Origin of the sequence: Bradyrhizobium sp. 1(2017) (genome assembly GCF_011602485.2) — a bacterium.
Taxonomy (GTDB): Bacteria; Pseudomonadota; Alphaproteobacteria; order Rhizobiales; family Xanthobacteraceae; genus Bradyrhizobium.
Genome location: NZ_CP050022.2, coordinates 3,814,171 through 3,825,760 on the forward strand (window position 1 = coordinate 3,814,171; position 11,590 = coordinate 3,825,760).

The 11,590-nt window shown below is 63.1% G+C and carries 15 protein-coding genes; 4 read left to right on the forward strand and 11 right to left on the reverse strand.

Going from position 1 to position 11,590, the window contains the following annotated elements; genetic code table 11:
* Position 1 precedes the first annotated feature (1 nt).
* The 11 genes from HAP40_RS17990 to HAP40_RS18045 all read right to left on the reverse strand — a co-directional run bounded on the left by HAP40_RS17990 (position 2) and on the right by HAP40_RS18045 (position 8,038).
* On the reverse strand, positions 2-391 hold the full coding sequence (locus HAP40_RS17990; protein WP_166816546.1) for a hypothetical protein: 390 nt from the start codon (positions 389-391) through the stop codon (positions 2-4).
* A 45-nt stretch (positions 392-436) separates the two neighbouring features.
* Positions 437-643 (reverse strand): hypothetical protein, encoded by a 207-nt coding sequence (locus tag HAP40_RS17995; RefSeq protein WP_166816545.1) that lies wholly within the window; start codon positions 641-643, stop codon positions 437-439.
* Positions 644-710: 67 nt separating this feature from the next.
* Positions 711-1,130 (reverse strand): hypothetical protein, encoded by a 420-nt coding sequence (locus HAP40_RS18000; protein WP_166816544.1) that lies wholly within the window; start codon positions 1,128-1,130, stop codon positions 711-713.
* A gap of 78 nt (positions 1,131-1,208) precedes the next feature.
* Positions 1,209-2,474 (reverse strand): DUF4043 family protein, encoded by a 1,266-nt coding sequence (locus tag HAP40_RS18005; protein ID WP_166816543.1) that lies wholly within the window; start codon positions 2,472-2,474, stop codon positions 1,209-1,211.
* A gap of 152 nt (positions 2,475-2,626) precedes the next feature.
* On the reverse strand, positions 2,627-2,818 hold the full coding sequence (locus HAP40_RS18015) for a hypothetical protein (RefSeq protein WP_166816542.1): 192 nt from the start codon (positions 2,816-2,818) through the stop codon (positions 2,627-2,629).
* A 477-nt stretch (positions 2,819-3,295) separates the two neighbouring features.
* Entirely contained in the window at positions 3,296-3,511 is a 216-nt protein-coding gene (locus HAP40_RS18020) for a hypothetical protein (RefSeq protein WP_414645389.1), read from the reverse strand.
* A gap of 534 nt (positions 3,512-4,045) precedes the next feature.
* Positions 4,046-4,765 carry a Crp/Fnr family transcriptional regulator gene (locus tag HAP40_RS18025; RefSeq protein WP_166816541.1) on the reverse strand — a complete coding sequence of 240 codons (720 nt, stop codon included), beginning with the start codon at positions 4,763-4,765 and terminating at the stop codon, positions 4,046-4,048.
* 149 nt (positions 4,766-4,914) lie between these two features.
* Positions 4,915-5,493 carry a hypothetical protein gene (locus HAP40_RS18030; protein WP_166816540.1) on the reverse strand — a complete coding sequence of 193 codons (579 nt, stop codon included), beginning with the start codon at positions 5,491-5,493 and terminating at the stop codon, positions 4,915-4,917.
* Positions 5,490-5,741 (reverse strand): helix-turn-helix domain-containing protein, encoded by a 252-nt coding sequence (locus tag HAP40_RS18035; RefSeq protein WP_166819464.1) that lies wholly within the window; start codon positions 5,739-5,741, stop codon positions 5,490-5,492. Before HAP40_RS18035 ends, HAP40_RS18030 begins: the two co-directional genes overlap by 4 nt.
* Before the next feature lie 208 nt (positions 5,742-5,949).
* Positions 5,950-6,381 carry an ArsR family transcriptional regulator gene (locus HAP40_RS18040; protein ID WP_166816539.1) on the reverse strand — a complete coding sequence of 144 codons (432 nt, stop codon included), beginning with the start codon at positions 6,379-6,381 and terminating at the stop codon, positions 5,950-5,952.
* A 235-nt stretch (positions 6,382-6,616) separates the two neighbouring features.
* Positions 6,617-8,038 carry a tyrosine-type recombinase/integrase gene (locus HAP40_RS18045; protein WP_166816538.1) on the reverse strand — a complete coding sequence of 474 codons (1,422 nt, stop codon included), beginning with the start codon at positions 8,036-8,038 and terminating at the stop codon, positions 6,617-6,619.
* A gap of 305 nt (positions 8,039-8,343) precedes the next feature.
* Between HAP40_RS18045 and HAP40_RS18050 the strand changes: the two genes are divergently transcribed.
* From HAP40_RS18050 to HAP40_RS18065, 4 genes are all read left to right on the forward strand, one after another.
* The gene (locus HAP40_RS18050; RefSeq protein ID WP_166819463.1) at positions 8,344-9,294 is read left to right on the forward strand and encodes a DUF2778 domain-containing protein; all 951 of its coding nucleotides are present in this window, start codon (positions 8,344-8,346) and stop codon (positions 9,292-9,294) included.
* Positions 9,295-9,361: 67 nt separating this feature from the next.
* Positions 9,362-9,619, forward strand: a complete 258-nt coding sequence (locus HAP40_RS18055; RefSeq protein WP_166816537.1) for a hypothetical protein — start codon at positions 9,362-9,364, stop codon at positions 9,617-9,619.
* A 94-nt stretch (positions 9,620-9,713) separates the two neighbouring features.
* Positions 9,714-10,217, forward strand: a complete 504-nt coding sequence (locus HAP40_RS18060; RefSeq protein ID WP_166816536.1) for an SMI1/KNR4 family protein — start codon at positions 9,714-9,716, stop codon at positions 10,215-10,217.
* Between the two features lie 196 nt (positions 10,218-10,413).
* Positions 10,414-11,505, forward strand: coding sequence for a TRAP transporter substrate-binding protein (locus HAP40_RS18065; RefSeq protein ID WP_166816535.1), 1,092 nt, complete (start codon positions 10,414-10,416; stop codon positions 11,503-11,505).
* The last annotated feature ends 85 nt before the right edge of the window (positions 11,506-11,590 follow it).

Genomic DNA, 11,590 nt, shown 5'->3' on the forward strand with positions numbered 1-11,590 from the left:
CTTACGTCACCAGCCGGATCGGCAGCGCCGGGCTGTTGCCACCAGCCACCTCACGAACATCGATGGCGATGGCGAACAGGCGCCCCGAAGGCTGCGGCTTCGGATGGTCGCGCGTGCCCGAGCGGAATTTCAGATGGGCGAGCGCACTGGTGATGTTGGAGGGGATCAGCACCGCGCTGCCGGGGATCACCTCGAACACGACCTCGCTGCCGTCGTGATAGTAGAGCGGGTTGAAGAACTGGCCGTCCGACGACACTTCGAACGTCAGCTGCGCAGCCGTCCAGTCGGCGGGCATGGTGATCCGCACGACATCGCCTGCGGTGCAATCCACCGCGTCCGACAGGCTCTCGCCTGCCGCAATGATCGGGCCGTCGATGATCTGGAGCGGCATGGTCGATCTCCACAAATGAAAAGGCCGCCCGAAGGCGGCCCGGCGTTACTTGTGCTTGTGCTTGGGGTCGGAGACCGTGTCGGCCTTGCCGCCCTCCTCGACCTTGAACAGCGGATTGTTCTTCAGCTTTTCGAGCCGCGCGTCGTCGAGATCAACGTCGGTCGCAACGCCGTCGAAGAAGGTGTAGCCCGCGTGCTCGCACACCTTGCTGTCGTCTTTCGGCGCCTTGTACGTGATGGTTGCCTTGGGCATTTCGTTCTCCTTACGATGGACGTTCCACATGAAACAATAAAAACGCGGGGCCGAAGCCCCGCGTTCCTTACTTCATGTAGCCTTCCATCAGGACGTTGATCGTCGGCGTGGCCGCGAGGCCCGCGCCCGCCACCGTCGCGGTCAGGAGGATGTCGGTGTCGTCGGTGAACTCGTAGAGCACGCCGCCCGCCGCCAGCGCCGGAAGCGCCGCACCGGCCTGCCCGATGTTCGAGGCCGCCATGAAGCGCGCATTGTTGCCCGCGTCACCGATGGCGAGCATCAGCGTGGCGCCGCTGTCGATGTCGCCGACCGTGCCGGTCCACGACATCAGAACGAAACCCTTGGGCACGCGCATGATCGCCGTCTGGGCGTTCAGCGCAATGTCAGCGGCGGTGAGCGTGAGAACGGGGCCGCCGAACACCTTCTTGGTGCGAGCGAAACCCTGGCCGCCAGCCTGCGGCTGACGGTATGCAGTGCGAGGAGCCATGATCATGATCTCGTCGAGAGGAAAATCCGCGCGGGCGGGTCCGTCCGCGCGGTCGCTGTCGTACCCTTCAGAGGAGGATTAGGCCGGGGTCGGCGCGGCGACGAAGCCGGTGACCATGCCCCAGTCCACGAGATCGCCCGCCGTGGCGTTCGGCACGGTGAGCGGAGCCTTGGCGATCTTGCCGACGCCGTACTGCGCCTCGATGCCGAGGCCGGTGACGAAGTCGTAGTCGCCGTCTTCCAGCTGCGTCGGGCGCGGCAGCTGGCCGGTGGCGTAGGCCATGGCGGCCTGACCGCAGAGGAAGAACGGCTCGACATCGACCGAGGCGGCGCCCGCCTGCTTCAACAGCAGGCGCTGCGTGATCTCCGGGATGTTCTTGTAGAGGATGCCGTCGTACTTCAGCGCACCACCCGTGAAGATCGGGTTGGTGGTGGTCGGTGAGCCCTCACGGGCGCGCGCGTCGCGGTTGGCCTGGAGCATCGCCGGGTCGTTCTGCAGCGACTGGAATGCACGGTCGCCCAGGAAGCAAACGTACATTTCCTCGTCCAGCTCCTCGATCTCCCAGGGGGTGATCTTGGGGCGGCCGTTGTAGACGCCGGGGTTGTTCGGATCGACACCGGACTGCTTCGCCAGCGACTTGGCGAGCGAGCCGATGGCGGCCGACATCTTGTCGGCGGCGCCATCGACGTTCAGCAGCGACGCCGCGACGGTCGCCGCGTAGTTGCCCAGCGCCGCGCCGTACAGCACGCGGTCGTAGTTGGCAACGTTCCAGCTGTTCTTCTGGGCAGCGGACGCAGCCGACCACTTCACGCCGTTGACGCGGTTGCCCGGCTCCTGGAGGCGGCCCGCCTGGATCGAGGCGGTCGGGATCGAGAGCAGCGTGTCAACGAGGTCGTCACGCACAATGCGCCGTGCCCAGCCGCGCAGCAGATCGCGGGCGGTGGAGCGGACGTTGAACGAGCTTTCCTTGTTGGACGCGCGGTTGTTGGCAACCGCGTTGCGTGCCCAGTCGGCCCAGATGGGGAAGCCGTAGCTGTCCATCATCTCTTCTTTGCCGCGCAGGGTGCCAGCACCGACGCCATCACCAGACAGCTGGTTGACGAGCGGGATGTTGACCTGCTTGCCGTCGCTTTCGAGAAGCACGCTGACGAGCGGCCCTATGCCAGCGCGGAAGCCGCTGCCCGCAAGCTGATCGAACTGGCCTCCAGCATCCCGCCCGTGCAGGATGGCCGCATCTACATCGAGAGAATCAACGCGCCGTTCCTCTTCACCCTCAAGGGCAGCGGCGCGGAATTCGGCGCAGGCATCGCCTACGCAGTCGCGAAGGGCTGGCTCGAACTGCACGAGAGCGGCACCTATGTGCGTCTGCTCTCGCCGGGCGAAGACCTTCTCAAGCGATGATCAGGCGGGCCGCGCGATCTTGAATTCAGGGCGAGCATCTCGCGCCGGGTCAGGGGCGCTCCGCTCCCTGGGCGAAAAAACAGCAGAAAGTTCTCTCAAGTCCGGGTGATGGTCCGGTTCGCTTGGTCGGCAATCGCCTTCTCAACTTCCGCGGCGAGGGTGTTCAGGTGCCCGGCCAACCGGTTGAATAACTCGCGTTTGTGAGGCTCGGTGGCAAGATCTCGAATGAGCGCGCACTCGGCGGCGTCCGTCCGCAGCTTTTCGGCCTGCGCTTGCATATCCTTCATGGATGCGTCCCTCCGCTTCTTCGAGTCGAAGTCGAAGAGTTTCCAATTCTGCCAGTTGAAAAGACAGTTCGTCTAGCCGTTGGGCAAAAAGGATCGCGCGAAAGTTCTGCATTGACGCCCCCACCACAAAAGCCACTCTCGAAATGACTACAAAGCAAAAGGCAGAACCGACGCAATCGCATTAAAGCATGTGAATCTTCGTCGCCCTTTGATTCCGAAACTGATATTTCGTCCTCCACTCTCAGGATTGGTGATCGAGTCCGTTCCCTGCGATCCGCGCAAATTCTCTAAAGAATGGCGCGACTAAAAAGGGCCCCAGCTCAGGGGGGCATGAAGCTGGGGCCCGCCCGTTGCCCTTTGCGTGAAGGGCTCGGGAAACTAAGCGATTCGACAGTGCAAATTTTTCAGCTGCCAGCAAAAGGCCCCAGCTCGGCAGTCGCGCCAAGCGCTCCATGCCAACTCTTCATCGTAACAGTTTCAGCGGCCTGCATCGCTCCTGCCGTTGGGGCTGCCATCGTCCCCGCCATTGCCCCAGCCATTGTTGCCACGACGTACCGCGCCTCCGCCGGAATGCGCAATCGCATCGGACGTGAGGGAGGTCGATAGCAGCACGGCGAGGGTCGGCGGAGTTACGGCGGCAAACTTTCCGCAGGATTTCAAAAATTCGCGCCGGTCATCGTCCGGGTTTGACATGGCAGGCTCCATCAGTTCGGAGAAACCAACATTAAATGTGAAATTTGGAATTAAAAGAATTAACGCATGTTAATAGACGGATCACAAAATGCTGCCAATCGGGAAAACTCTGCAATCTTGTCTGGTTCCCCGGGGGCGGGTTTGACTGCAGATACGGGCGACCATCGGCGTTGCCCCATGTTTTGATCCAGGTCATTCCTTAACCTGATCGGTGACACGGCTGAACGCCGGGTGCTTGCAGTTTCTTCACCTTGACGCAGTGCTCGCAGCGCCCGTCGCGGTAGGCGCGGTCGCCACGCTTGGACACCATGCGCTCCAGCCCCCCCGGCGAGTGCGGATCGACATCCCGGCCAGCAAAAGGCCCCGCCTCCAGGGTCGAGAGCCGGGGCCTAAAGCTGCCTAGGGGAAGGCAGCCAATTTGCCGTTGGGGACGGCATCGGGAAAATTCGGTAGGTGGCGAAGTGTTCCAGTGGGCCGCTGTCGCTACAGCTTCAGCGGCCAATATCGGTCTTAGATGTCGCCTCCCCCAAGACGTTATGCGGCCACTAACTCCTCATCGTACATGTGCTTAACTCTGTCTCGCATCACGGCGTAACACTCGCACGCCATCTTCTCCAGCCGTCCTCTGTTGACTTCGAGCATTCCTCGTCCGTCTGAAGAGATGCAGCCCGCCGCCCGAAGCCTGGCCATTGTTAGCGTCACGGTCGTTCGGCGCACCCCGAGAAGTTGGGCTAGCGCCTCCTGCGTGAGCTGAATGCGGTTGTCCGTAGTGCGGTCGCGAAGCTCAAGCAACCATCGAGCCATACGGCAATGCACCGGATGCACCGCATTGCAGGCCGCTGCGTTGTTGAGCTGCATCAATTGTGTGCGGAGATGGAGGCGGAGAACCCGTCTAACTGTGGTGCTTTGCTCAAAGGCAAGCTGCAACTGCGAGACTGGCACTTGGAGCGCGGCTCCGGCGACGTAGGCAGTTGCCGTGATTGGCGACCGCGAAGGACTTAGAATGGAAAGAGCCCCGACCGCTCCTTCCGAGCCCATGAGAGTTGACGCGACAATGTGCCCGTCTGACATTTCAACGAGGAACGCTATCGCCCCACTGAGGGGGAAATAGACTTGTTTGAACTCATCTCCCGTTCGCACCAATACCGCGCCAAAATCGAATGACGTTTTCCGGCTTTGGGGCGCGAGCAAGGTGAGTTCCTCGGGAGGCAATGCCTCCAGAAGTCTATTCCCAAGCCGAGGCAAGGGCGCCATCGTGAATGTTCCTTAATCGGGCAGAAACACCACTGTTCAAACCAGCGCTCGGAAGCCACGTTCCTATTAGGGGCAATTTTTGCAAATTTTCCGGGTGAGCCCAAACTTCGTTGGCGCCCCCGACGCCGGTCGGCGGCACCGGAGCAATGTCAGGCCGCTTGGCTTTCACCTCGCGCGAGCCGACCACGACGGCGCGGAGCAGCTGCCTTCTTTGCCGCCGCATCCTTGGCGGCCTTCTGAGCCGTCTTCCAGTGGACCCTCTTCGGCCGTTCGGGCTTTGCCTTCAGGCGCGCCTGTCCCCGGAATATCTCGACCTCATCACGGCTCTTCAAGTACTGCAGCTTCAGCTTGATCTGCTCGGCCGACAGGCCGGTGTCGCGCGGCAGCGTGTCGATGGTCACCCAGCGGTCGTGCGAGAGATACTCAACCAGCTTGACGCTGCGCGAGGAGGAGGGCGTCGGCGCCGCCTCGACCGGCTTGGGCACATAGGCGGCGATGTTGTCGCGCACGCCAGCAACGATCTTGTAGAGCCGCACCACCAGTTCGCTGAGGTCAGACATTTCGGCGCGCATCGCGGCGACCTGATCGGGGATCGGCAGCACGTCGGGCGTCGGCAGCGACATTGCCTTCTCGGCTTGCAGCACCTGCGGCTTCCTCGGCGGGGTGGACATTTTCAGGCTGACGTTGTCGGCGCGCAGCAGGCGGCGAACGTCAGCCCGGGTATTCATGCGTGATCGCCAGTCGCTGGTGGTTTTCGCGACGATGACCCGGCCACGCGGTTGGTGCCTTTTTCGTATTTCTGTATCTGCTGGAAGGAGAGGCCGAACTCGGCGCCGAGTTCTTGCTGGCTCATGTTCTTGGCGAGCCGCGCCAACCGCACGCGCGTGCCGATCTCGCGCTCGACATCGACTTCCACCTTCTTGCCCAGTCGCTCGACGCGCGCCACGCGCGCCTTCTTTTTCTTTGTCACGTTCATTGGCACGACCCCATCCTCCACTCTGGTTGCATGGTTTTCCTCGATGCAACCGCGCCTACGATTTTCAACCGGAGCGCGTTAACATAAGTGAATATCGGAACCAATCGCGGAGTCAACTGAAACAGCGGACTAAATACGACAACGCTGCGGCTATTCGTGGCCACATTGTGTCGCAGGATTTCGATTTCACCAATCTGGTGAAATCGGACTAATCACGAAGTGTATCGCGCAACAATGCGCGCAGCCGCTTCAGTTCAGTGAGGCAGGTCTCGATGGCCTTGATGTCGCGGTCAACATGCGCCTTCGACATCACGTAGCCGTCGAGCACGTCGAGGTCGGCGCAGTAGCGGCGTTTGCAGATTTCCACGGCGCCGTCCGTCAGCAATCGCTTCAGGTGGCGGTCCACCGTGCTGCGGGGCATCAGCAGCTTCTTGGCAAGGCCGCTGGCGGTGAGGGGTTTTCCGTCGCGCGTGGTCACCGACACCATCATCGAGACCATCATCAGTTCGAGCGCTGCGCCAAATCGCTTGGGCTGGCCGCGCGCGTAGCGCTTGAGGAAGATGCTGTGCAGCAGGTGAAGCAGCATCTTGTTGGCGGTGGCCGCAAGATCGGCCGGGCGCACTTTTCGGGTGGCGTGCATCGTCGTCGTCGTTCGTCAGGTCGCAGAAGTAGCCCGCGCCCCACGGGCAGGCTGCCTATATTTCCCGACACGCGTCTGGCAAAATGACAATTCTGACAACGTCTCGCCAGACACGAACGCGCCCTTGGTTTGTCCGGCATTTTCGCTGGGGCGGCGTGACAGCTACGGCAAAAACAAAAGCCCGCCATGCGGCGGGCTTCGTCGATTGTATGGATGCGATCCCTACAATCCAGTGTCAGGCGGCGTCGGCGATCTGCTTCGGCGGTGGCGGCAGCTGCTCGCTGGCCTGCGGCAGTTCGAGTATCTCACGCAGCGCGGCGTCGAGATCGTCGAGAGCCTTCACGCGCGGATCGACGATGTCGCGCGCGATGATCTTGACCGGCACGAGGTAATGCTTGCGGGTGACGACGGCGGCGTCCTTGTCCTTCGTCTTGTGCGTCATCACCTTGCCGATCTCGGCGTCGCTGTAGCCCAGCTGTTCAAGGATGCAGGCACCCGTGCGGCGCAGATCGTGCGGTGTGAGGTCGGGCGGCAGGCCGAGATATTCGGCAATGCCGATCTGGTCGCGATTGTCACCGGAGGCGCGCGTAAGGATGGTGAGCGACCGCTGCTCCATGTAGGGCTTTTTGGTCTGCGCCGCGCTGCGTGACTTGCGGCCACCGCGCGCTTTCGGGAAGGCGTATTCGCGGTTCGCATCCCCAATCGAAAACACCTCGCCGAGTATCTCGCGGGCAAGGCTGTTGAGCGGCTGCACCAAGTCGCGCGCCTTGGGCGAGCGGCGGCCCTTTGTGAGGGCGAGGGGGATGGTCACCGCATCGGCACCGATATCCTCGCGGCGGATGGCGACGACCTCTCCGGTGCGCAGCATGGTGACCAGCGACAGCTTGAAGACCAGCTTGGTCAGGCGGCGGCCGGGACACTTCGGGTCATCGAGGCCGAACCAGAGCGCGCGCAGTTGCTCGGCGGTGAGCACGCGACCGTCCTCGATCTCGGAGCGCTCGGTGACACGGTCGTCGCCCTTCAGGATCGGGCAGGGGTTCGCCGTCACGAACGCACGGTCGGGATGCAGGCCCCAGCCGAACATGGTGCGCAGGGTGGCCAGTACACTGTTGGCTTGCGCCGGGTGCTTCTCGGCAACGTAGGAGCGGTACAGGTCCATCACCTCCTGCCCGGTGATCTCGCTGACGACGCGGCTGCGCCACCACGCCAAAGGGCGCGACAGCTGGCTGCGAATGTTCTCGTGGCTCTCCTTGCGCGGCACGGCGCCCCAGCGGCGCAGCACCGGCTCGGCGCAGTAGGCGAGGTAGGCGTCATGCATCTGCTCGAATGTGCGGCCGGTGGACCGGGCGAGCGCCTGCACCTGCTTGCGCTCGGCGCTGAGGCTCTTGCCCCCCGCAACCAGCCCGGCGAGCCGGGTGGCCTCGACACGGGCGCGGGCGACCGACCAGTCCGGGTGCTCGCCGATCAGGTGCCACTCGCGCACCGGCTTGCCGGTCTCGGGGTGCAGGCGGTTCTTGTTGAGAAACTGATAGTAGAAGCTGAACACCCCGTTCGGGGTGGTGCGCAGCACGAAGCCTTTCTGGCCCCGCACCGGGTCGTCGCTGATGTTCTGACGGGTCGCGGAAGCTTTCAGGTGAGCGTCGGTGATGTACGGCATTGGTCCCCCAGAGTTAGGCAAAGACGCGTATCCTGGGCTAATCGAATCGCAGGAAACGCGCTGCAAGATGACGGAAAGGGAGTTCGGAGACTGAACCAGAAACCCTTGAATCGTAAGGCTTTCTGGTTTTTCTTCTTCGTGCCCTATTTCCGTTATAAAGCTGGCTCCCAATGTGGTAGCTGGTATAGAGTCTCCGGGTGGGGGTGGGCACCCCCGGGGGTCGATTTGGGGATCTGATGGTTTCCGACGCAGCACATGCCGAGAGGCTGTTGTCGCGCCGCCGTGTCGGGCGAGCCGAAAAGATTTTGCTGTCTCTGGCAGCGATCGCGCTGGCGCTTGGCGCTGCCGCGTGGGTTGCGGATATGGGCGACTCGACCCCGCTGGTGTCCGCCGCATTGCCGCCGACCAATGCCCCTTCATTCGAGGACCGTTTCGCGTCGGCCTCCGGCAATCCGCCCGCCCGCGAACTTGGCCTTCGGACCCTGGAGCGCTCTGCCCTGAATGCGGTGCAGCTCAAGCTTCGCGATGCCAAGGCGATGCTTGCCGAGAAGCTCCAGGGCGACGATTGGCGCTCGACCCTGACCGATGACGACCGGTCCACGGCCGACGAGACGAGGCCCTCGCAGCGGGCCGACGCCATCCCGATGCCGCGCTCGCGTCCGCCGCAGGCGGACTTCTCCGCCCAGATCGCCTCGAGCCAGGCCTATGCGGAGAGCAACCCCAGGGTCGACAACCGCAATTTCTTCGAAAGATTCACCGACAAGATCAAGCTGGCCTCGCTGACGCCCGGCGACGGCCTGTTCGCAAAGGCGCCCGATCTCGCCGCGCTCGGCTACGATTCGCGCACGGCGGTCTATGACATCTCGGCCAAGGCGGTCTATCTGCCGAGCGGCGTGGCGCTCGAGGCCCATTCCGGCCTGGGCGCGCTGATGGACGACCCGGACCATGTCGACCGGCGGATGGTTGGTGCGACGCCGCCGGCGACCTATGATCTAAAACCGCGCGAAAAGCCGTTCCATGGCGTCCGGGCGCTGCGCATGACCCCCGTCGAGGGCACCAGCGCGCTCGGCCGTGTCGGTCTCCTGACGCACAATTACCTGCTCGGACCGCGCGGCGATTCCAACGGCTGCGTCTCGATCAAAGACTATGATCGCTTCATCAAGGCCTACGACAATGGCGAGTTCAATCGTCTCGTCGTCGTGCCGAACCTGCGCGGATCGGCGACCGCCTCGCAGCGCGCCAGCACCGATTCCTGACATTTTGCCTGCCGCGGCGGGGCTGCCGTTTCCCCTTCGTTAAGTCGTCCTCGTCCAGAAGCAGCCCATGAGTGATCCATCCAACTCCGAGACCCCGCTGCGCACGACGTTCAAGATCAAGCTCAACGGCGACACGTTGGCGATCGCGACCGTCGGCCAGGCCTATCAGTTCCTGACCAATTTCAAGTCGGTGGAATGGATGGAATTCCGCTCCCTGCACGAGGACGCGGTCTTGGCGCTGGAAGGCGCGTCCGAGAACGCCATGCTCGCAGTGCAGGCAACCAACGCCGTGCGCGCGCTGTTCGTCAGCGCAAAGCTGCTCTGAGAAAGCCTCCTTCTGTCCTGATCCTTCCCGATCGAACCCGCTGCAAGGCGGGTGCGACGAAGCCCTGCGCGTTTCCGCGCCAGGGAGAGGGTGTATGGAATTTGTAGAATTCATCGCAGGCGTCGATCACGCCGGCGCGGAGCAGCCGACCGAAGCGGCGCTCGCCGGCTTCGAGAGCTCCATCGGCTGCCGGTTGCCGGACGATTATCGCCGCTTCCTGCTGGCCTGCGCCGGCGGTTATCATCAGGGGTCGGCCGAGTTCAACTGGCCGCAGGGGCACTGGGCTGGCGCGGTACAGGAGGTCCTGGGATTGCGGCGCGACGAATGCTCGCTGGTCCAGACGCGCCGGACGCCGCAGTGGCCGACGGTCGATGAGCTGTTGTGGATCATGAGCGACCATGGCGGCAATCCGATCTGCATGACCATCGACGAGACCCATTTCGGCAGGATCTGGTTCATGGACCACGAGGTTGCCGAGTACGAGAAGCCGTGGACGCTGGCGCAGGCGATGTCCGACAAATGGGGCTATGTCCTGCCGCTTGCACCGACATTCAGCGATTTCATCGCCGGCCTCTACGAGGAAGCCGCGGCCGCGTGAGGCGAAGCGCCCGCCTGCCTGGCTTGTCGCGCGGAAATGCGGATTGAGCCAGGTCAGCTGGCCCCGTCGGTATCTGATCCAAGCCGGTACTGCCTTTTCGGTCGCTTGAACTCCGCCTCAGGAACGGGCAAACGGTTCGCCAAGAAACCGTGGCCCGGGCCATCCATTCGACGCTGAGTTCAAGGGAGACACCATCATGAAACGCCGTACATTCCTCAAGGGCGGCGCAGTCGCCGGCGCGACGACGCTGGTTGCGGCCCCTGCGATCGCGCAGAGCGCGCCGGAGATCAAATGGCGCCTGACCTCGAGCTTCCCCAAGTCGCTCGATACCATCTACGGCACGGCGCAGACCTTCGCGAAATATGTCGCCGAAGCCACCGACAACAAATTCCAGATCCAGACCTTCGCGGCGGGCGAGCTCGTGCCCGGCCTGCAAGCGCTCGATGCCGTTAGCTCCGCTTCGGTGGAGATGGCGCAGACGCCGCTTTATTTCTACATCGGCAAGGAGCCCGCGCTGGCCTACGCCACCGGCGCGCCCTTCGGCATGAACCATCGCCATCAGGAATCATGGTGGCACTTCGGCGGCGGCGCCGACCTCACCAACGAAGCGCTCAAGCCGTTCAAGACGCACGCGATCCTCTGCGGCAATTCCGGCACCCAGATGGGCGGTTGGTTCCGCAAGGAGATCAAGACCGTCGACGACCTCAAGGGCCTGAAATTCCGCATCGCCGGCATGGGTGGCCATGTGCTGGCGCGGCTCGGCGTGGTCCCGCAGCAGATCGCCGGGGGCGACATCTATCCGGCGCTGGAGAAGGGCACGATCGACGCAGTCGAGTTCGTCGGCCCCTATGACGATGAGAAGCTCGGCTTCCAGAAGGTCGCCAAATACTATTACTTCCCCGGCTGGTGGGAAGGCGGCGCCATGCTGCATATGATCGTCAACGACGAAAAATGGGCGTCGCTGCCGAAGCAGTACCAGGCAATCGTCAACCAGGCCGGCTCGGCGGCCGGGGCCTGGATGCTCGAAAAGTACGACAGCGTGAATCCGGCGGCCCTGAAGCGGCTGATCGCCAATGGCGCGGAGCTGAGGGCGTTCCCGCAGCCGGTGCTTGAGGCCTGCTACAACGCGACCCAGGAGCATCTGAACGAGCTCGCCGCCAAGAGCGACCTGTTCAAGCGGACCAAGGAGAGCCACGACGCCTATATGAAGGAGCTCTTGTTCTACACGCAGATCGCGGAGAATTTTTACGACAACTATCTGCTCAGCAAGACACGCAACAAGACCTGACGACGAGGAAGGCGCGGTGTTCACGCCGCGCCCGGCTCTCGTAGGGTGGGCAAAGGCGCACTTGCGCCGTGCCCACGTTCTCTCG